Annotated in this window: 18 protein-coding genes; 7 read left to right on the top strand and 11 right to left on the bottom strand. The window is 51.6% G+C overall.

The window, feature by feature from the left end; translation table 11 throughout:
- Positions 1 to 61: 61 nt before the first annotated feature.
- The 4 genes from AC5FXQ_RS18750 to AC5FXQ_RS18735 all read right to left on the bottom strand — a co-directional run bounded on the left by AC5FXQ_RS18750 (position 62) and on the right by AC5FXQ_RS18735 (position 6310).
- Positions 62 to 2530: a TonB-dependent receptor plug domain-containing protein gene (locus tag AC5FXQ_RS18750; RefSeq protein WP_493603948.1), complete on the bottom strand. Its 2469-nt coding sequence runs from the start codon at positions 2528 to 2530 to the stop codon at positions 62 to 64.
- 119 nt (positions 2531 to 2649) lie between these two features.
- Positions 2650 to 3795: a putative sensor domain DACNV-containing protein gene (locus AC5FXQ_RS18745; protein WP_493603947.1), complete on the bottom strand. Its 1146-nt coding sequence runs from the start codon at positions 3793 to 3795 to the stop codon at positions 2650 to 2652.
- 194 nt (positions 3796 to 3989) lie between these two features.
- Complete coding sequence (locus AC5FXQ_RS18740) at positions 3990 to 5585, bottom strand: M20/M25/M40 family metallo-hydrolase (protein WP_493603946.1); 1596 nt, start codon at positions 5583 to 5585, stop codon at positions 3990 to 3992.
- A gap of 155 nt (positions 5586 to 5740) precedes the next feature.
- A complete protein-coding gene (locus AC5FXQ_RS18735) occupies positions 5741 to 6310 on the bottom strand; it encodes a pseudouridine synthase (RefSeq protein WP_493603945.1) in 570 nt (189 codons plus the stop codon).
- A gap of 50 nt (positions 6311 to 6360) precedes the next feature.
- Between AC5FXQ_RS18735 and AC5FXQ_RS18730 the strand changes: the two genes are divergently transcribed.
- The 5 genes from AC5FXQ_RS18730 (at position 6361) to AC5FXQ_RS18710 (ending at position 9343) form a co-directional block, all read left to right on the top strand.
- Positions 6361 to 6507: a hypothetical protein gene (locus AC5FXQ_RS18730; RefSeq protein WP_493603944.1), complete on the top strand. Its 147-nt coding sequence runs from the start codon at positions 6361 to 6363 to the stop codon at positions 6505 to 6507.
- Between the two features lie 165 nt (positions 6508 to 6672).
- The gene (locus AC5FXQ_RS18725) at positions 6673 to 7110 is read left to right on the top strand and encodes a hypothetical protein (RefSeq protein ID WP_493603943.1); all 438 of its coding nucleotides are present in this window, start codon (positions 6673 to 6675) and stop codon (positions 7108 to 7110) included.
- 9 nt (positions 7111 to 7119) lie between these two features.
- Positions 7120 to 8214, top strand: a complete 1095-nt coding sequence (locus AC5FXQ_RS18720; RefSeq protein ID WP_076422700.1) for a toxic anion resistance protein — start codon at positions 7120 to 7122, stop codon at positions 8212 to 8214.
- Entirely contained in the window at positions 8214 to 8399 is a 186-nt protein-coding gene (locus AC5FXQ_RS18715; RefSeq protein ID WP_493603942.1) for a hypothetical protein, read from the top strand. The genes AC5FXQ_RS18720 and AC5FXQ_RS18715 overlap by 1 nt, the downstream gene beginning before the upstream one ends.
- Entirely contained in the window at positions 8399 to 9343 is a 945-nt protein-coding gene (locus AC5FXQ_RS18710) for a hypothetical protein (protein ID WP_493603941.1), read from the top strand. Before AC5FXQ_RS18715 ends, AC5FXQ_RS18710 begins: the two co-directional genes overlap by 1 nt.
- Before the next feature lie 53 nt (positions 9344 to 9396).
- On the opposite strand, the gene AC5FXQ_RS18705 is transcribed toward AC5FXQ_RS18710, so the two are convergent.
- The gene (locus AC5FXQ_RS18705; RefSeq protein WP_493603940.1) at positions 9397 to 11022 is read right to left on the bottom strand and encodes a protein adenylyltransferase SelO; all 1626 of its coding nucleotides are present in this window, start codon (positions 11020 to 11022) and stop codon (positions 9397 to 9399) included.
- Positions 11023 to 11140: 118 nt separating this feature from the next.
- Here AC5FXQ_RS18705 and AC5FXQ_RS18700 point away from each other — a divergent pair, with 118 nt between their 5' ends.
- Positions 11141 to 12070 (top strand): 2-hydroxyacid dehydrogenase, encoded by a 930-nt coding sequence (locus tag AC5FXQ_RS18700; protein ID WP_493603939.1) that lies wholly within the window; start codon positions 11141 to 11143, stop codon positions 12068 to 12070.
- Positions 12071 to 12484, top strand: a complete 414-nt coding sequence (locus tag AC5FXQ_RS18695) for a VOC family protein (RefSeq protein WP_493603938.1) — start codon at positions 12071 to 12073, stop codon at positions 12482 to 12484. It abuts the gene before it with no gap.
- 96 nt (positions 12485 to 12580) lie between these two features.
- On the opposite strand, the gene AC5FXQ_RS18690 is transcribed toward AC5FXQ_RS18695, so the two are convergent.
- From AC5FXQ_RS18690 to AC5FXQ_RS18665, 6 genes are all read right to left on the bottom strand, one after another.
- Positions 12581 to 17035: a DUF7619 domain-containing protein gene (locus AC5FXQ_RS18690; RefSeq protein WP_493603937.1), complete on the bottom strand. Its 4455-nt coding sequence runs from the start codon at positions 17033 to 17035 to the stop codon at positions 12581 to 12583.
- Between the two features lie 207 nt (positions 17036 to 17242).
- Entirely contained in the window at positions 17243 to 17749 is a 507-nt protein-coding gene (locus AC5FXQ_RS18685) for a GNAT family N-acetyltransferase (protein WP_493603936.1), read from the bottom strand.
- A 35-nt stretch (positions 17750 to 17784) separates the two neighbouring features.
- Entirely contained in the window at positions 17785 to 18672 is an 888-nt protein-coding gene (locus AC5FXQ_RS18680) for a dienelactone hydrolase family protein (protein ID WP_493603935.1), read from the bottom strand.
- Between the two features lie 222 nt (positions 18673 to 18894).
- A complete protein-coding gene (locus AC5FXQ_RS18675) occupies positions 18895 to 19416 on the bottom strand; it encodes a hypothetical protein (protein WP_493603934.1) in 522 nt (173 codons plus the stop codon).
- A 33-nt stretch (positions 19417 to 19449) separates the two neighbouring features.
- Positions 19450 to 20250: a hypothetical protein gene (locus AC5FXQ_RS18670; RefSeq protein WP_493603933.1), complete on the bottom strand. Its 801-nt coding sequence runs from the start codon at positions 20248 to 20250 to the stop codon at positions 19450 to 19452.
- Between the two features lie 66 nt (positions 20251 to 20316).
- Positions 20317 to 20949: a hypothetical protein gene (locus AC5FXQ_RS18665; RefSeq protein WP_493603932.1), complete on the bottom strand. Its 633-nt coding sequence runs from the start codon at positions 20947 to 20949 to the stop codon at positions 20317 to 20319.
- Positions 20950 to 20995 lie beyond the last annotated feature (46 nt).

Raw genomic sequence — 20995 nt, 5'->3', positions numbered from 1 at the left:
GAGGTATAAAAAAAGCCCGCTGTTTCAACAACAGCGGGCTTTTTAAAAGATATAGACTCTGTTACGGATTAGCTCTACCCAGATTCACATCAAAGGTTGTTACACCCCGGCCAGGCTTACCGGCATCGGATATACCTTCGGCAATGGCTCTGTAAGTCGTGTTGCGGTCGGCGGCGTAGAACGTAACAGTCGCTTTGCCTGCTGCGTCCGTCTGCACGCTCGGGTTCCAGTACAGCGTCGTGCGCAGGTCTGGCTCACGGCTGACCGGAGTCTTCCCGTCGTAGGCAGGACTATAGAACTCTCGTGTCTTGCTGTAGCCCTGTGCGCGGTGTATGATGATGTACTTGCCAGGTTCCACTTCCTGCATGGCCTCACCACCCTGGCGAGTATACAGCGCAATCACACCACCCGAAGCACGGCCGCCATACAGACTGGCGCTGGCCGGATCTTTCAGGATCTCGATGCGGCTGATGTCGAACTGGTTCAGCTGCGAGGTAATGCCCTCTTCAACAGGCATGCCATCAATCAGGTAGAGCGGAGCGGTTCTGCTGCCACGGATACGCGCCCTGTAATCATTCGGACCGGCACGGTATACCTGAACTCCCGCTACACGCCCCTGCAAAGATTCTATCACATTGCCGGAAGGGGCAACCGGAAGATCCTTCACATCAATAACCGCATCTGCCCTTCGGTGCAATTTGAAAGGCTGTACCATGTCCGCTTCACCCTGAATCTCCACATCCTTCAGCAGTATGCCTTTCAGCGTCAGGTCAGCGTTTACCTCGTCAGCCGCTGCCATTTCTACTTTACCGGCTGTCAACAGATCCGGACTTGCACTGGCCACCAGTTCCTCACTTTGCGGGGCAGGTATAGCCGGCAGTTTTGGCTGGTATTCCTGCTCGTCGATCTTCACTTGCAAATGCTTGCGTCGACCACGATTATCCGTACCCTGCACCACCATGTCAACGGGGCCTGTATAGTCAAATCCTTCAAAGGCGAACCTACCGTCTTTATTGGTTTCGGTAGTAATGAAAGCCAGGTGCTGCCCTTTCAGGTATAGCAGTGCTTCGCCGCCTTTCACCGGTTTGCCTCTGTCGGTAAGCAAAGTGCCGCGCACGGCAAGGTCCGTCTCAGGGCTGTGCTTCAACTCCGGAAACTCACCTTGGGCTGCCTGCTGCCAGGCAAAACGGCGCCAGCCCTGCGTCATCAACAGGTGGGAGAGGGCCTCCTGTCGTGCTGCGTCACCTTCTTCAAAGTAATATCCCGGGTTCTGCACATAGCCGCGCAGGTCGGAGGTCAGCAGCAGGTAGGCGTTGATGTTGAGTCCCTGCAGCTCAGGCGTCACCAGTTCGTCATCGGTGATGGCCAGCGAGAAATCCGTAGACACCGGATTGCCCTGCTTGTCACGGGCCAGCACCTGCATGGTTACTTGCTCACGTCCCGCGTAGGTTTTCTTGTCGGTAGTCAGGCTGATGTCCAGGTTGTCCTGTCTGTCGATAAACACGAGGCGCTCTGCCAGTGGCTCACCGTTGGCAGTGGCCAGGTTAAAGCGTGCTATACCTGTCGGGAAGTCCGCCTTGGCGATCTGTTTACTGAACGTCTGACCTGGCTGCAGGTTGAACTGCTCGGCATACTGCACCGCATCGCGGCTTATACCTGTCAGCACCAGCGACTGCCGGCCGGAGGCATTGCCTGCAACCTGCACCTGCACCTGATCCGGATTGGCTGTTTCATTTACGCGCAGCACATAGCCGGCCGATTTTGCTTCCGGTAAGGTATACTCGGCTCTGCTGCCATCTTCAAAGGTTACCCTTGCCTGGTAGCGCTGGCCCTGCTGCGGTTGCAGCATAAAGGCGCCCATACCCAGGTGTGTGTCTTTGAAGTCAAACAGCTTCTGGTTCTGGGCATCATACACAGCACCTGTCACGGCTATACCTGTTCCGTCTGGTTTCGTAGCTTTAAAGGCCACGCGGCTTTGCAGCCCCTGCACCAGGTCACCGCCCTCCGGGAAAAACTGCAGATCGATTTTCTGTGTGGTCTTATCCTGCTTTTCTGCCGTTGCCTTTTCGCCTATGATGCTGATCTCTTTCCGGAAGAAGCTCTCTTCCCCGAAATTGCGCATCCATTGGGTATATGCAGTCAGCGTGTACTGCCCTACTGGCAGGTTAGCCGGCAGGATGATGTCGCCATTGGCTTTGCCGTTTTCAGCTTTCAGTTTCAGGCGCTGCACGGCTTCGTTGTTGGCGTTAAGCAGGTCAACGTACAGCACATTGCTCTTTGCAGTTGGCTGCAGACTGGTGGCGTCTACTACATAGCCTTTGAACCAGATCTGTTGGCCCGGTGTGTAGCGCGGCTTATCCAGGTGCAGGTATACCTTCTCAGGGGCATATTGCGTGCGCCAGCTTGCCAGGTGCGTCTCCAGCTTCTGGAGCAGGTCCGTTTGCGGATTGACGAAAGCCAGCGACACAAATGCCAGCAGCAGTGCCGGCACCAGGAAAGCCCGTTTTTTAGTTATCTTATCTCTAATCATATCGTCCTCTATTTCTAAAACATCTCTTCCTTATCAACAAAAACGAGTGCAATAATCATTCCTTAAATTCACAAACCAGTGACTCTTTCAGGGAAAGGAAAACAGGGTGATTTATGCTGCTAGAGCAGCAGAGAGTCAATACGGTTGGCCTGTACCATGTTCTCGCAGGCAGACCAGCTGAAGATGGTGAACCGGCCATCCTGCGAGGCAACCAGTGCAATTGCGTCCCGCTGGTCGTGCACAAACTGAGCGGCCGATAAATGCCTTGTGCCGCCGCTTAGTGCAGGCTGGTCTATAGTGGCATCTCCGCCAATCACGGGCTCTGTTAGGATCAGCTTATCAACGGGACTACTTCCTTGTTTGCGGGTGATCTTCGCGCCAAAGCCATACAGTTCATACGTGTCGCTGATGATGGTGGCACCGTCCACAGCGGTGAGACCGGCCATGTGATCGATTGCCCGACCTATTTCATCCTGCCAGCTTTTATCTTTATCGTCCTGGTCTGCCCGCCGCTGCATCAGTTCAGCGAGTTCAGAGTAGGCAGGGTCAACCGCGTAGCGCATCGGGTGCCGAATCGACTGGCGCCACTCCTCAGAGCCGGCAGGTACCACCAGCAGGATGCCGCCTCTCTTGTGAGAGCGCATCGACACAGCCAGCTGTACCAGCACATTTAGCGATTTGTTCCAGACGCTCAGGGAGCTGAAACCCAGCAGCGAATACAGTAGATCGGGGCAGTCAGGCAAGTGGGCGCTTTGTTCATTCACGATCTTTACCTGGTCACCCATCAACACAGCTACATTCACGAACTTGCCAAAGCCATCCTGGCGGCGGTGCTTGATCACCAGCAAGCCGGGCTCTGGCACATCAAGCACAAAGCAAAAATTAGGTATAGTGCGGGTAGTACCCCAGATATGCAGGTAGTCTCCTTCGTACCACACCCCCAGGTGGATCCCAGGGCGCTCCACACCCGGCCCAATTTTAGTGAGCACAGCAGGGGATAGGGTGAGGTGGTGCTCAAACAGCAGCGGCTGCACGGCCTGCTCAGGGGGCAGAAAGGCCAGAGATATTTTAGGAGACTGCCCTTCTTCGCGTCGCAGACTCGCCCAGAAAGCGGCATCAATCATGGTTTCGATGATGCGGGCAGGGGGGATGGTGGCCAGGTTATTCCCGTTTAGTTTTTTGGCTGCTTCAATCTGGCTGGTAAAATGGTCTTCTGCTATCTGAGCCACTTCACGCGCGGCCTTGTATGTCGATTTGCCAATCATGTGTGTTTTCGATTTTGCAGGTATAGGTGGTGGCATTTAGGCTTATATACGGTGCCTGGCGCAAAAGCTTATCAATTCCCGGGAAGACGGGTCTTAAGGAAAAGCAGGTATAGCTTAAAAAAAACACGACCGCTGCAGAAGTTCTACAGCGGTCGTGTTAAAATAGATCAGGTCTTAACCTGTCTGATGAAGCCTTAGTCTAAGCCACCTTTGCGGGTTGCGGGTCTAGCCTGTGGCCAGCTCATCTGCTCGCCAGTACGTGGGTTAACCGGCATCACACTGCGCTCACGCGGTACCAGTTCCGGCTCTTCGCTGGCCATGTAAGCCAGGATGGCCGTTAGGATCACGTTGCTGCGCACATCGTCGAACACAATCTTGTCGTACGTGTCGCGGTTGGTGTGCCAGGTATAGTTGCCATAAGACCAGCTCAGAGAGCTCAGCATAAAGGCAGGTACATCGTGCGGAATGAACGAAGCATGGTCAGAACCACCACCGCCCGGGAAGCCGGGGTAAGAGGTCTGGATGTCTTTGGTGATCTCACGCGGAACAGCGTTCAACCAGCGGCCCATGTAGTCATACGCATGCAGGAAGCCCTGACCAGAGATGTTGGCCACACGACCCGTACCGTTGTCCTGGTTAAGCACTGTTTGTGTCTTCTTTACAATCTCCGGGTGATCTTCCACGAAAGCGCGTGAACCGTTCAGACCCTGCTCTTCGCTACCCCAGTGACCTACCAGGATGGTACGCTTCGGATTTGGGTATACCTGCTTCAGAATGCGCATTACTTCCATCATCAGGATTGTGCCTGTACCGTTGTCAGTAGCACCGGTAGCACCATCCCAGGAGTCGAAGTGAGCCGACAGGATCACGTACTCGTCTGGTTTTTCAGAGCCTTTGATTTCAGCAATGGTGTTGAAGGTAGGCACCGGCTTCTTAGCGTGCTTCGATTCGGCCACTACCTTGATGCGTGGCTTGCTGCCATTTTCCGCCAGGCGGTACAGCATACCATAATCTTCCAGGGCGATGTCTACTGTAGGAATTTTCTTGGTATAGGCGCTGAAGATCTTGTTCACGCCAAAGCCCTGCGACCAGTTCGACATCACGATACCGGCAGCACCAGCATTTTCCAACGCAACAGGAAGCGTACGGGCGGTTTTGCCAGTAGCGGCAATGCGCTTGCGGTAAGCCTCGTTCTGCTCGTCACGCACTTTCTTCATTTTCTCAAACGACTCCTCCGTCGCAAACTCTTTCCAGTTATACTCCGGACGGCCGCTTGGTTGGTACATCGAGATCATCACCATTTTGCCTTTCACGTTTGGCAACCAGCGCTGAAATGCAACAGAGTCAGCAAAATCAGGCATCGTGATCACCTCAGCAGTCACTCCCTTAGATGGTGTGGCAGGACTCCAGGCCAGCTGCATACCTTCCAGAGACTGCACGCGCGGGTGCACCATGTCGATGTGTGTGATGCCGCGTTCCCAGCCACGCCATTCGCCATAGTTTTCTATACGGGCATCTATGCCCCAGCCTTTGTACTTGTTCACGGCCCAGTCAGCGGCTTCCTTCATCTGTGGTGTACCTACCAGACGTGGTCCCACGCCGTCCATCAGTTCATGACCCAGCTGCTCCAGCTGTGAGTTTTCGGTGGCCATTTTGATGATGTTCTGGATAACAGGATCTTGCTTTTGCTGCGACTGTGCCTGTTGCGGTCGCTGCGCGAGGGTTGCGCTGCTTACACCGCCTGATAGCATCAAAGCCAGCGCCAGAATGCGAATAGGGTGTTTCTTCATGGTTAATTTAAGGTATGGATTATTTGTATGATATGTTAAGGTAGATCCGTTAAATATAGTAAATATTGCTATAGATGCTGAAGCCGCTAAATAGACTCTCCACGACAACTTTGGTTTAAAGCCCCAATGAAATTTCGCAGGTGTAGCACAGGCTTCTATCCCAAATCAAAGCTTTCAACTTCTGTAACAGCACCCGGTACAAACTCCTGCAGCCGTATATTTCCAATCCGGACACGTACCAGCCGAAGTGTCGGAAAGCCCACGGCAGCGGTCATTTTGCGGACCTGTCGGTTCTTACCTTCAGAGATCGTAATGGAGACCCAACTGGTAGGCCCGTGGCGGTCACTGCGGATGCGGCGGCTGCGCTCCGGAAAATCGGGCGCCGTGTCCAGCCGGAAAGCAGTGCAGGGGCGGGTGCCGTACTGCTCGCCATATATCCCGATCGAAACCCCAGCCTGCATTTGCGCAATGGCCTCGTCAGTGATCAGACCGTCGACCTGTGCGTAATATTCTTTTTCCACCTGCTTGCTGCGTACCTGTTCGCTCGTTTTGCCGTCGGTGGTGAGCAGGAGCAGCCCCTCGCTGGCCTCGTCGAGCCGCCCGATGGCCATGGTTCCGTCCGGAAAGTCGTACAATTCCCCCAGGAGCTTCTGCTTTTTCTTATCAGACACGAACTGACTGATGTAGCCGTAAGGTTTGTGCAAAATAAAATGCCGGTGCTGCATATAGGCGAAGGTATAAAATCAGGTATGAAAAGGTCTGCAAATTAGACAAAATGCCTGATTTTATCGGCGAGCGCTGTAAAGACTGGTCGTGCGCAGCCGTAATAGGACAGGGAATAGGTACAACCCTGCAGGATCAGGGCACGGGCTATACCTGCGCAGGTACAGCCGGCAGCCACCAGCACGGGTTCCGCGTATAGAGAATTAGAAAAGGCTGGTATGGCAGGGGCTTGAGATGGGAGGAGAGGCTGAAAATCCGGCTGCGCATTTCCGATCAGGACCACTTCTGCTTGACCAATACTTGATTACATCAATTTATTTTGCTTCATTACATAGTTATTTGAGCATTAAACTCTATAAACCCAATGCTTATTTTTTGGACATTTTTAATTGCGGCTCTACTGGGCTACATTGTTGGACACTATGTGGTGCCGAACCGGAAACTACGCAAGGCGCTGCAGGATGTGCGGGAGCAATGCACGCTGGCGCTCGACGAAGGCAACAAAGGCGTGTACAAAACCATGGTGACAGAAGATGGCAAGTCCTCGGAACTTGTAGTGGAGGTAAGGGAGCTGGCTATAACGAAAACAGGACAGGTAAAGGTGGAGTACCTGAGTGCGCAGTACCGCAACCCGGAGTTTAGAACACGCAAAGGCGATGCGCTGCTCAAAGAAGTGCGCAACCTGCTGGGCGAGTACCTGCCGCTCAACGAAATAGAGTGGTACGAGCAGACAGACCGGCACGAGCGCATCAAAAAGTATTTAGACTCTTTAGACCTAATCAATCACAACCTTTTTAGGTAATAAAACAAGATGGAAAAAACAGAGAAAACAGAGATTACGATCGCAGAGAATCAAGAGAAAATAAAAGAGAAAGCTTTGGCGATCTCTAAATCCATAGATCCGGGCAATCCGGAAAGCCTGAGCAATTTCGGCGTGGAAACCCAGCGCAAACTCGGCCACTACTCCAACGAACTGCTCACCAAAGTGAAAGCCAAGGATTCCGGCGAGGCGGGTGATGCCATTAATGAGCTCCTCAACCAGATCAACATGATCAAGATTGACGAGCAGGAGAAGGGTGGTTTCTTTTCACGCCTGCCTTTTGTGAAAAAGTTTTCGGACAAGTCGAAGCAGATCGCCTCGCAGTATAACTCCGTGTCGGCTAACGTAGACGACGTGGTGGTGAAACTGGAGCGCACCCGCCAGAGCATCATGAAAGACTCGACCAGTCTGGAAGTGATGTTCAACCAGGCGGTAGAGTACATTCACGAAATCCGTTCGGTGATTGCGGCCGGTAAAATGAAGATCGAGGAGATCGAGACGGATATCATACCGAAGCTGCAGGACGAGGTGGAGAATAGCGGACAGGACGAACTGGCCGTGCAGCGTCTGAGCGATATGATCGCTTTTAAGGAGCGGCTGGAGAAGAAAGTGCACGACTTCACGCTCTCCCATACCATCGCGACGCAGTCGATGCCGCAGATCCGCATGATTCAGACCACCAACGATGTACTGGCCCAGAAGATTCAGAACTCCATCGTGACAGTTATACCTGTATGGCGTCAGCAGGTGGCGATTGCGCTGGGTCTGGAGAAGCAGCGCAAGGCACTTGAGATTCAGAAAAAAGTGACCGACACCACCAACGAAATGCTCCGCAAGAACTCGGAGCTGCTCAAGAAGAACGTGGTGATTGCAGCGCAGGAAAACGAGCGAGGCATCGTGGATGTGGAGACGCTCAAGAAAGTGAACAAGGACATGGTGGAAACGCTCGACCAGGTGATCAAAATTTCGGAAGAGGGTAGTAAGAAGCGGGCGGAAGCCGTAAAAGAACTGGCGCAGGTGCAGGAGGAGCTTAACAGCAAGATCATCGGCACTTTCGGCAAGTCTAAACAGATTGAAATTGAATAATGATCTATAAAGGGGATAAGAAAGAAGAAGAAGTAGCCGTCCGGCACCGCATCCTGAGCGACGAGCAGGAGGCGGTGCTGGACCTCTATATCCAGCACATCGACAACATCTTTGAAGAGATGAAGCTTTCTGAGAAGCTGCAGGTCGAAATTGAAACCCAGCACCTGAAACGCATCCTGTCCTAATGATCAGATTTTTCCGTTCTTTTTTCGGGCTGGAACAGGAGTCAACCCGCACGGTCATGGACCATCCCGGTGCTGCCGATGCCCGCGCCATGCAGTACATCCGTGCCTCCAACGCCCGGCTGAATGCCCTGCACAGGCTGTATGAAAGGTATAAGCATACGCCACATGCCGAAAAAATACTGGCCGTCTTCGAGAAGACGAAGCTGATTCATAACTACCTGGTTACCCGCAAGCGCATCCAGGAGTTGGAGCTGTTTCATGTGCAGAACACGGAGCACTTTATTAATACCTTCACCACGGTAATTAACGTGCATGAGCGGCACATCAAAGACAGCTACATACCGGAGCGTGAAAAGCCAAAACCGCTGCCGCAGGTGCAGAAGCCGCGTCCGCAGGGGCAGGCGCCACCACAAGCTGCTCCGCAACGACCGGTTTCACCCAGACTGGACAATCCAGGCCAGCCTTTTGAGTCGAAGGTAGAGCAGGTGCTCAAGCGCATCGAGTCCGAAACGATCAAGGGCATCTATACCGCTCAGAAAGTAACGGAGATGGTGAAGCGTGTTGCCAATCAGGCGCCTATGGCACCGCCAGACGTGATGCAGGCCAAGGTACCTACTTTGGCTGTACCGATCATCGCCATTGACACCTACTCCCGCGTGTTTTACTCACCCGAACTGGAAGGTGGTGCCACCATGTCACGGGAAATAGCCTTCACTTCGTCGGATGCTGACAAGGATGTGTTTTTGCAGCATGTCGCAAGCAAGTTAGCGATTGATAAAGGGGAGTTGAGCTATATCGGCAATACGATGCTGGCTATACCTGATACCAAAGGCCCAAGCCCGGCCCGGCATGTCCCGATCGTCCACTGGCGGGGCTTTCCGTATGCGGTCAGTTTAATGGATTACCGCTTGTTTCCTGTGCGGATGCATCGGAAGAGTTTTTAAGAAAAAATGCCTCTGAAGAATCAGAGGCATTTTTTTCTTGCTTTAAAAGAAGTTTACGAACTACACGATAGCATCGAGCAGCCTGCTTTCTGAGATGCCCACTCCGGTCGCGTCTGGAAGAACTCATCAAATTTGTCTGAGTACGGTTCTTTTATTGCTTCCTGTAGCTTTACAAACAGCGTATCATCACCCTTCTCCAATCCCTCGATGGCTTGGTGCAGCAGGTAGTTGCGCAGCACAAAACGTGGATTGGCTTTGCGCATCATTTCCTGCGAATCCGAACGCCTGATCTTGTTGGTGTTCAGTCGCTCCAGGTAATTGCTGATCAAGGTATAGAGCGCTGTTTTTTGCTCCGTTGTCAGGTCATCGTACAGTGCCTGCTTGAAGTAATTCGCTACTGCTTCTTCACCATCTACTGAAAGCGGCAGGTCGATGAGCAACTGGTAAAAAATGGTCATGTCAGGCTGTATTTCTGACAGCGTTTTCTCGAACTGACTGATCAGGTCGCGGTCTAACTGCGACACCTGGTCTAACCCGAGTTTGCGGCCCATCATGGCATAGTATTCTGTCCAATACACGTCTTTGAAAGAATCCAGTGTAGCTACCAGCTTATCCTTGTCGGCCAGCGGTAGCAAGGCACCCGCCAGGGCGCCCAGGTTCCAGTAACCGATGGATGGCTGCTTGCCAAAGGCATACCTGCGGCCTGGCAGGTCGGTGGTGTTTGGGGTGAAGTTAAGATCATAATTGTCCACGAAAGAGTAGGGGCCGTAGTCAATGGTCATACCGAGGATGGACATGTTGTCGGTGTTCATCACACCGTGCACAAAGCCCACACGCATCCACTCCACCATCAGGCTGGCGGTGCGGTCCACGACCTCCTTGAACCAGTCGATCACTTTATTTTCTCCTGTGATGTGTGGGTAATAGCGACTGATGGTCCAGTCTACCAGTTGACGCAGGTTGTCGACTTCCTTGCGGGCATTCAACATCTCGAAATTACCGAAGCGTAGGAAGCTTGGCGCTACCCGCATCACGATCGCACCGGGTTCATAGGCCGCATTGCCATTGTAAAACATATCGCGGAGCACAGGTTCACCCGTGCTCACCAGGCTAAGCGCACGGGTAGTCGGCACGCCCAGGTAGTGCATGGCCTCACTCATCAAATACTCACGCACCGAAGAGCGTAGCACTGCACGTCCATCAGCACGGCGGGAGTAGGGCGTGAGTCCTGCGCCCTTCAGCTGTAATTCCCAGGTTTTGCCATTTGGAGCTTCCCATTCGCCTAGTGTAATTGCCCGGCCATCGCCCAGCTGACCAGCCCAGTTGCCGAACTGGTGACCGGCATAGCAGGCGGCGTAGGGGTACATGCTGTCCGTAACGCGGTTGCCGCCCAATATGTCAATCTCCTGCTGCTCGCCTGGCTTGGCTATACCTAGCTCTTCTGCGAGCGCATCAGACCAGGCCAGGAGCGTCACTTTCTCCACCGGCGTGGGTTTGGCTTTGCTGTACAATACACCTGGCGTCTGGCGTGGCGTAAGCTTCCCGCTGTCATCGCCCGGAAACGCCTCTACAAATTCTTTTTTATAAATCTTTGAGCTCAACTGCTCCATCTTGTTCAGTTTTAGGTATAAGGTAGCTGGATAAGGAATTTCATTTAAACCTTTTGCCAGCCTTTTCATTTCTCTTTAACATGTTTTGTGCAAGATTAGTTAAATTTAACGGACTTATCCTGTTTAGTACCTAGGCAGGGGGAGCGGCTATACCTTGCCACGCATCACCGAACAGACTTGCAATTTTATGTCAATCACTATATTCAGCCAGGGCAGAAACACGAGCCGCTGGGAAAATGCCCTGAAGGAGCGCCGTCCGGGTTTAGATGTACATGTTTATCCGGATACAGGCCCGGCAGCGGAAGTTGAGTTTGCGCTGGCCTGGAATCATCCGCCGGGTGCCTTTGCTAAGTTTCCGAACCTGAAGTGCATCGCCTCCACCGGAGCCGGTGTCGACCATATTCTGCGTGACCCTGAACTGCCGAATGGTGTGCAGATCACCCGCATCGTAGACGAAAACCTGACGCAGGACATGGCCACTTTCGTGACCGCCCAGGTGCTGAACCATGTGCGTGGCCTGCATCAATACAAAGAAGCGCAGCGCAGCCATACCTGGAAACAGCACAGTTACAAACGAACCGCCGATGTCGTGATCGGGGTGATGGGCATGGGCGTGCTTGGTACACACACGGCACAGCAACTGAGTAAACTCGGCTTCAAAGTACATGGCTGGTCACGCTCTCCTAAGCTGATGGAAGGGGTAGGAGCCTACGCCGGTTCAGAGGAACTGAATGCTTTTCTGGAGAGCGCCAACATCCTGATCTGCCTGCTGCCTTTAACGAGCCAGACTGCTAATATTCTGAACAGAGACACATTCAGTAAGCTTCCAAAGGGAGCATATGTGATCAACGTAGCCCGTGGAGAGCATGTTGTGGATGACGATCTGATCGAAATGCTCGATGAGGGACATCTGTCGGGAGCCAGCCTGGATGTGTTTCGGGAAGAGCCGCTGCCGGAAGAGCACCCGTTTTGGGAGCATCCACTGATTCATGTCACGCCACATATTGCCAGTATTACCAATCCGGCTTCGGCAGTGTCGCAGATTTTGGAGAACTACGACCGCATGCGCCACGGGGAGTCACTCATAAATATTGTATCAAAAATCAAAGGATATTAAATGAACCCATTCCACTACGCCTTCAAAGTGAAGGACATTGAATCGACGCGCCAGTTTTATGTAGGTATCTTGGGCTGCAAAGAGGGCAGAAGCACCGAGCACTGGATCGATTTTGATTTTTTCGGGCACCAGCTTTCTGCCCATGTGAGCGCCAACATACCAGAGCCGGATTACTGCGGACAAGTAGCCGGCATTAGTGTGCCGGTGCCGCACTTTGGCTGTCTTCTCAGCTACGAGCAGTTCGATCAGGTACGCGAGCGCCTGGAGAAGAACAACATTACTTTCGTAGTAGAACCCTATACCCGCTACGAAGGCCAGGTAGGAGAGCAGCGCACCATGTTCATCCTCGACCACAGCAAAAACCCGCTCGAGTTCAAAGCCTTTAAAAATCCAGAGGAGGTGTTTGCTTCGTAGCAAAGCCGGGAAGGTATAGGTTCTATACCTAATAAAAACAGAGCGGCCGCTTAGTTAAGACTAGGCGGCCGCTCTGTTTTTGTGGAGATGGTGTTTTTACAGCACAGTTATCTTCTTGACGATCAAGCCTTGTTCCGTCTGAATCTGCAGAAAGTACAGGCCGGCTTTGGCAGTCGGCAGGTTTATCTCCACCGCCTCGGGCCTCGGCCCGGTGATGCGGGTCTGGTGCAGGCGCTTGCCCAGTGCATCGTACACCTCGACCAGCTGCACGTCGAAGTCGGCATGGCGCAGGCTCACGGTTAACTCCCCGTTGTTCGGGTTGGGGTAAACGGTGATGGCCTCGGCCGGAGTCAGCTCCTCTACCACAAAGTCTGTACTGCTGTGGGCCTGGCCGCCGTAGCCGGTGATGGTCACCTTGCCGGTAGAGGCGCCCCTTGGCACTCTTACCTTATACCTGTCGCCGGAGGCTTCCAGCACCAGCGCTTCCTGTCCATTGAAGGTAATCCTGTCCTGCTGGCCCATGATGCCGAAGTGCTCGCCGGTGATCTCCACCACCGTGCCCACCGCGCCCTTGGCCGGCTGCACGGCCGTGAATTTCGGGGCCGGGATCACCTCGAAGGCCGTGGCGGCTGTGGCCTTTCCGCCGGGCGTCTCCAGGGAGATGAAGCCAGAGGCGGCCCCTTCCGGCACCCGCACGACTAATTGTTGCGGGCTTGCCTCCAGCACCTGGGCCAGTGCCTGCCCGAAAAGAACTTTGTTACGCGCTTTGTCACTTGAGAAGTTCTCACCCGTGATGGTCAGGCTCGCCCCCACAATGTCTGTTTCTTTGTTCAGGGCCGTGATCGTGGGTGCGTACCACACGGTGTAGGCCGAGCCGCTCACAGCCTCGCCGCCTTTGGTGCTGATCCGGAAAGCGCCCGTTGCGGCGCTCCCAGGCACCCGCACCGTGACTGAGTTGCCATTATGCCCGATAATCTCACAATCGAGGTTGCCGAGTTTTACTCCTTCCATCAGCGCTGGTTGCAGGTGCTCGCCGGAGAGCGTCACCGTCTGGCCCACCATGCCCTCTGCCGGGCTAAATGTAGTGAGCACGGGCGGCTGGTACACCTGGAACTTACCAGAGGAGGTCGCCCCGCCGTCCGGGGTGATCACCTGCAGGGCGCCCGTGGTGGCGCCCGCCGGCATCAGCACTTTCAGCTCGGTAGCCGAGGCGCTCACCACCGTGGCCGCCCTGCCGTTCAGGTATACCTTGTTGTCAGTAGGGGCTGTGGCAAAGCGCTGACCGGAGATGGTCACCTCTGTGCCGAACTTGCCAGCTGCTGGCTCAAAACCTGCTATACCTGGCGTGGCCAGTACGTCCTCCAGGTTCACCCGCACACTCTCGTTTATCACCGGCGGCATGTCGTAGATCCGGTTCCGGGTGATGTTGGTGCGGATAGGGGAGTTGAAGTCGAAGAAGATGTCGGCCAGGTTCTCCACCAGCGTCTTCTCCGGCAGGTCCGCCTTCGGTTTGATGCTGAAGAGGACGTAGCCGTGGCTGCCGGGTTCGTCTGCCGTGGAGTCGGGCAGCAGGATGTTGTCGAAGGTCCAGGTGAGCACGGGCCGCCCCTTGCCGCTCACTTCCACACGGCTCGGGTGGGAGGAGGCCCCCAGCTGCAGGGTGCTCAGGTCCAGGTGCTCGGAAAGGGTGTCCACGACCACCACGCGGTAGGCCACGTCGGTGCCCGTGTTCTGGAAGCGGATCTTGTACTTGAGGGCCGTGTTGGTGGGGGTGTAGAACTCTTCGGTGCGGCCCGCGGGCGTGACGAGCTTGTCGTTGGGGTCGTAGGAGTCGGTGATGAGCATGCATTCCGCGGACTTCTCAGCCTCCTCGTCATCGGCGGGAAGGAGGTTGACCTGCCCGCGGCTCACCGAGCTTGCCTCCGTGCCCGGGCAGCCCTCGATGGTGACGCTGGCCGTGGTGTTGTCGCCGTTGCCATCAGGTTGGTCTGCCTCCAGGCGCCAGGTGTAGCCCAGAGAGGGCACCCACAGCACGAGGCTGTCGCCGGCGGCCAGGCGGAACTGCTCCACGGAGGCCAACTCTCCATTGGCGTACTTGCGGAAGAGACCGGGGTCTGTCATGTCAGCCGTGCCGGTGTTGCGCACCACAAAGCGGACCATACCTGTTGATGCGTTACAGCGTCCGGTGATGGTAACCGTTGGAGTCGGCTCAGCTGGTTTGTTGTTTGAGGGCGTGATCCAGGCGCGGGTGCAGACCGTGAGGCCGCGCACCGACTCGTCGCCGCAGGTCACCAGGTCCTCGACGGTGATGGTGCCCGACTGCCCGGCGGCCAGGTCGCCCACCCTGAATTCGTAGGTGCCGTCCTGCAGGCGGGTATAGGGCCTGTCGGCCGAGAGGAGCTCCACCTCGCGGGGCAGCTGCAGGTACACCCTGGCGTCGGGGGCGGTGGCGAAGCCGGAGTTAGAATACAGTATTTTGGTAACACTCGCAAAGCAGCGCCGGCGCCTGTCTGAAGAAACGCTGACAACGAGGTAAGGGGAGACCGTGACCTTATTCCCAAAATCTGGTCCGTTCGTTATTTTAGCCGTTGTTGTATACTGTGTCCGTTCTTCAGGGACACAGGTTTGTATAATTTTGCGACCGATTTTTTCTGCAGGTAAAAACTGGGATATGGTATAATTGCCGCTGTCTACCTCGATAGCGTATCTACCATTACCGTCTGTAACCCCATAGTAAGGACCGGGAGTAGCCATTAATGCAATGCCGCTTAGACCCTTATCATTAGAATCTTGTAAGCAGTTCGTGTAATCATCAGAGTAAACGGATCCTATAATATAGAATTTGTCCGGCTTATAAGTGCTTGGTGCCCTGTTAGAAACAAAAACACTGACACAGCCATTAGCAGCTACTGCAATTCTCGATCCATTGCCATTGACTGAAAAGTTTGATTGCCTGCCTTGGTTTATAAAGGTCGGGTGATAGTTACTAGTACTTAACAGTGTCCCTTTGTGATCATATTTCTTAAGAAAGCCATGAATGGCTAAATAAATATTGTTTTCCGGGTCAAAATCTATGTCCTTCGGGAAATTGCCAGGAAATGTGCTTACATCGGAGGGTATGAAATCGCCTATAAAAACACCTTTTGTATCAAATTTTTTAGCACCTGACTTATTGATGAGAAATAGAATATCATCTTTGCTGATATTGAAACCATGTGTATCGTCATATACAATACTGTCACTGCTGGTATTGTAGGGTAATTTGAACTTAGCAACATGCTTGCCTTCAGGATCATACTTGAAAACGTGGTTGTAGTCTGCCAAATACGTATTGCCCTTTGAATCGAAGGCAAAGTTATACGGATAATAAGGTAAGGAGAAGTCATCCACTCTGCCTGAACCTAAACTATGTGTGGGAGCATAGCGATGCAATAGTTTACCAGTGGCATCAAATTTTTTGATGCCTCCGTTCTGGCTTTGCTCCAGCACATAGATGTTCCCGCTGGCATCTGTTTTGATGTCTTTTATAGCGTAGAAATAAACGCTCTGATCATCCGTTCGACTACTGAAGCTGTGAACCAATTGCCCGTTTCTGTTGAATCTTTGGATAAGGCTGGTATGTGTATTGGCCACGACAAAATTCCCAATAGGATCAGAGGCAATGAGTGTGTTTTCAGACTCAGCCCGGTTATCCACCAGTGTAGCGACATACCTGCCCTGTGGATCAAATTTTTGGATACGGCAATTTGATTTTAAGGTATGCGTATCCATCACATAGATGTAGCCTGCCTGATCAAGGGCAACTCGTAAATTACCCGTTGTGAACTTACCATCATCAGGACCTCTGGCACCTATTCGGGCAAGCTGTTTTCCCTGACTGTCGAACTTTATGATCATAGCAGAAATGGAATCGGCAATATAAGTGTTCCCTTGGGCGTCAACAGTTACATCAGTGGGGAAAATGGGAGCCCCTTGATTTTCTGCTTGCCCTATTTGGCGCACATAATCGCCGTTCGGCGTAAGGACCTGCACCCTTCCGTTATGCTGATCGACTATTTGCAAATTTCCTGTCGGATCTACATAGATTTGAGTTGCTCCCCAAAAATTGCCAGGCTCACTTCTTCGTTCACTGGTGCCTCCGGCCAATTGCTTGAGCAGATTTCCATCCTTGTCATATTTGTAAATTTGGCCCGTCATGCTAAACACGACATAAGTAAAGCCTTCCTTGTCGACAGCTATACCTCTGGAATACACCATGGTGCCAACATCATTAAAGCCTCCAAAGGTTTGCAATGTGTTTCCTTCTTTATCGATTTTCCTTACAAGTCTGTTCCTGCCCATGATATAAAGGTGTCCCTGCTTGTCCTGTGCCAAGCTTAAGCTTGATTTCACCTCATTGTATTGGGCTTCACCGCTCATGTTTCTGAAAGCAAATTCCTTTTTGAAATTGCCTTTATTATCGAAAACACGCGTCGTCTGATTGTCAGCTACATAAATATCTCCATTCTCATTTATGAGCAGATCTTGTGGATTGAAGAGTTTTTTTCGCACCAGCACATTAGGCGTATATTCAATTTGCTGGGACAGGAGTGGTAAGGAAATAAATAATAAACAAAACAGTAAAGCTGTTTTCATAGGCTGAAAAGAAAGGGGGTGTTATTTTGTAAATGTATGTATTAAAGCATAAATATAAAGCTTGTTAAGTTCAAATAGACTATGCTTTTTTGATGCTGAATACCCTGTGTTATACCCGGAGACCTAAACGGGACTTCTCACCGCATAAATCAATTCATCCTGGTATTTCCCATTCTTATAGAAAGTCTTCTCCAATTTTGCTTCCAACACAAAACCCGCTTTCTCAAGTGCCCGCTGCGAGGCGATGTTATACCCAAAGGGACGTGCAAAAATGCGGCTGATGTCCCAATTGGCAAAGCCGTATTCCACCATTTGGCGGATGGCCTGCGTTACGATGCCTTTGCCCCAGTGGGGCTCTGCCAGCCAGTAGCCCATCTCCGCGTTTTTCCGGTAAATGTCCTGCTGCGGGTGTATGCCTATACCTCCGGCAGCCTCGCCTTCCACCTCTATCGCCAGGATATGCGGAGGGTTTCCCTTTGTCGCCATCTCCAGAAATGCCTGTCCTTTTTCGCGGGTATAGGGATGCGGGAAAATGTCCGCCATGTTTCGGGCGATGTTGAAGTTGTCAGCATACTTCACCAGACTGTCGAGGTCGTCCATGGTCCAGGGGCGTAGTTTGAAGTTGATCATGTGGCTGATGCAGGTATAGCTTTTATGACACGCTTTTATTTCAAGTGCTGCTCAAAGAAGTCAACAGTACGCTGCCAGGCGAGTTCGGCAGCTGCCTTGTCGTAGCGGGGCGTGGTGTCGTTGTGGAAGCCGTGGTTGGTGCCCGGGTAAAAGTGTGCGGTGTATTCCTTATCGTGTTTCTTCAAAGCCTCTTCGTAAGCCGGCCAGCCTTCGTTTACGCGGGTATCGTGCTCGGCGTAGTGCAGCAGGAGGGGAGCCTGTATTTGTGGCACATCCTCGACAGGCGCCTGCCCTCCGTAAAACGGAACTGCTGCTGCCAGATCAGGTATACGCACGGCCATCATGTTCGAGATCCAGCCGCCGAAGCAGAAGCCTACCACACCGACTTTGCCGTTGCAGTTTTTGTGGTTCTTGAGGTAGTCGTGTGCCGCTATAAAGTCTTCGAGCATTTCGTTGCGGTCGCGCTGGCTTTGCAGCGTACGGCCTTCATCATCAGTGCCGGGGTAGCCTCCGAGGGGCGTGAGCGCATCGGGTGCAAGGGAGATGAACCCAGCCAGTGCAGCTCTTCGGGCTACATCCTCGATATGCGGATTCAGTCCCCGGTTTTCATGTACAACCACCACGCCGCCAAGTCTGGTCTTTGCATCAGCCGGCATCGACAGCAGCGCCTTTATTGGTCCTCCACCTTTAGGCGACTGGTAGGTAATGTACTCCGATTTAATGCGCGGATCGTCAGCTGCCAGTTGAACTTTGTTCTTGTAATCCGGCATCAGAAAACTTGCGAGTGAAGCCACCGTAAGGCCTCCTACCGCATAGATCGAGAGCTTCTGCATAAAATCCCGCCGGTTGATGCGGTCGTGGGCATAGTCGTCGTACAAGTCAAACACTTCTTGTTTGATGTCTTCTTTTTTGATCTCGTCCATAGGAACTGGCTTTTTTTGTGGTTTCGATTGGTTTAGCTCTCAGAAGCAGCCTTGCTATACCTGAAGAGTTATTGCAAAGCGTCAAAGCATCCTTTAAGGTAATGAAAATGAGTGCGTAATGGGCCGCCTAAGATCCAGAATATTTTGACTTTGATAAAGAGAGTAACGGGCTTGCACATTCTGTGTGCGAGACAATTGACCGTAGCATGAAATATTTACGGGTTAGCTACTGTAATTCTCCTTTTTCACCCACTCCAGCATTTCAGAATATAGCTCAGGCACCTTCTTCTTGCCATCATACTTCCGGAACAGCTCCAACAGGTGCTTGTTGAAAGCACTGAATTTTACGAAACCCCTGTTGTTTTCCATAAAATCTATTGGCTGAAGCATTACTTTTTCATAGTCACTTTCTCCAAAACTGTCATAAACATAAAGCCCAAAAACAGCCCACGTCATATACTCGTTGAACGTTTCGTAGGGGCTTTTATAGCTGCCTTTTGTGTTCCACTTACCTAAATCTGCCATTGCTTCATTTATAGCATCAACATAGTTGTCAGATGCAGGGTTAACGTAGTTGTGGTCCATGTCAGTGAACGCCCTTCTCAAAGTTAGAGCATCTGCTACACCTTGGCTCACTGAATCTTTGCTTACCAAAGAAGGGGCAGACATGAAGATAATATTCTCTTTGAAGTCGTTGTTTTCAAACAGGCGGATACTGTGGGAGGCACCTGCCAAGGGGCTCATGATAATTCGATAGGAGTCCACCTTGTCGGGGAATTAGCCTTGCAGCCAGTCCCAGGCTTCTTTCACCTGGGCTCTTTCATGCTCGAGCGACTCCAACTTATCATAAAAGAGCTTTTCGTTCTGGTAGAAGGAAAGGAAATTGCTTTCAATGGCAAAGTCCTGGATTAACGGCAACAGCTTCTTGAACTGGTCTCTTGCCCTAAATCTAGCGTATGTGCTGGATTTGACTATCCTTTGCCCGTCAAAGGAATAGGCTGCACTGTTTTCCCTGATGTTGAGATAAGAGCCTGTAGATAGTTTAGCATTCAATTCCTTGATGGCTGGGTGGTTCCTGTAAGGTGCAAAGTATACTAGAACACGTTTGTAGTACTCCGTATCCTTATTTACCCAGTTGCGCTGTGCGTTGTCTATGAGTGCCACCATCACATTGGCAAGCTCATACACTTGGGGAATTACCACATTTACCTTCCCCTTGTTTCCAGCTTTATAGTCCTCGTCATAAGTGCCAGGGTTGAACTGCTTGTAAATGTCCAGCACTGTAGTATCTCCTTCACTGACCCAGTATATAAATTCCTGCTCCACGCCGTTATTTGTGATGAAGATGGTATCACTGTTGGAGTAAAATTTAGAATCTTTCCAGCCACCCCAGTAAGTGAAATCAAAATGGAGCGTGTCATCTTTAATATTTTTCTTTTCCAGCGTTCGTACTAAAGCTTCCTGATAGTTAACCCCTAAAGTCTCGGATTCTAAATAACTTTTGAGGGGTGCTCGGTTGTAAACTCTAGAACTGCATGAAGTTGAAAATATAGCAAGTAGGATTATAAGCTTTTTCAAAACTTTGCTTTTTATTGTAGTTAACGGTTAGTACATAAAGCGAGCAAGGCGCAGACGCAGCTTGGCTTATGTGCCGTGTTGGTTGAAGTTGTTCTTTTTCTTCTGTATCTCCTGCAATCCATCTTCAATGGTTATCCAGTCCAATAAAGCCATTAAAATTTCAATATTCCAGCTTTCTCTGAAGTATAGATTTGTCCATAGCCTGTGGTCGCTCTTACTGTTTAGAGTAAGTCGGTCATAATTTTTCTGGTAATTCAAGTCTGCCCAACTTATCAGTGATTGCTTCTTAGTGATCGTGTTGTTTTTGGTTATAAGCACACCATCTTTGCTAAGTGTACAGTGTCCAAACTGTACTTCTTCACCTGCAATAAGTAAATCCACAGCTGGATTCATTATTTGGGCAATCACAGGTTCCCAAATTTCATCTACTATTCTACTACACAAATCTGTAAAGTAAGCATTTCCAACCCCGAAGTAGCTTTTAAGAATAATATCAATCTGTTCATTCTCGGTCCTAAGGCCAATGTGGTATTTTCTACCTACAGGAAACTTATAGAATTCGATTGCGCTAATCCAGTATCTTATACCTGATACTTTACTTCTTTCTATTTCTTTACTATCAAATCGGATAAGCTCTTCATCAATCAGTAAGGTCTTATCTTTCCCCTTAAAGGAATTTGTTCTGACCGCTTCGTTCACTTATCTGTTTTTATTTTATTAATTCTAATTGCAACCAACTTGTAGC

This window comes from Pontibacter sp. LHS1, assembly GCF_058932855.1.
Note: the sequence above shows the minus strand (reverse complement) of the source record. Positions and strands in the feature narration are given on the sequence as shown.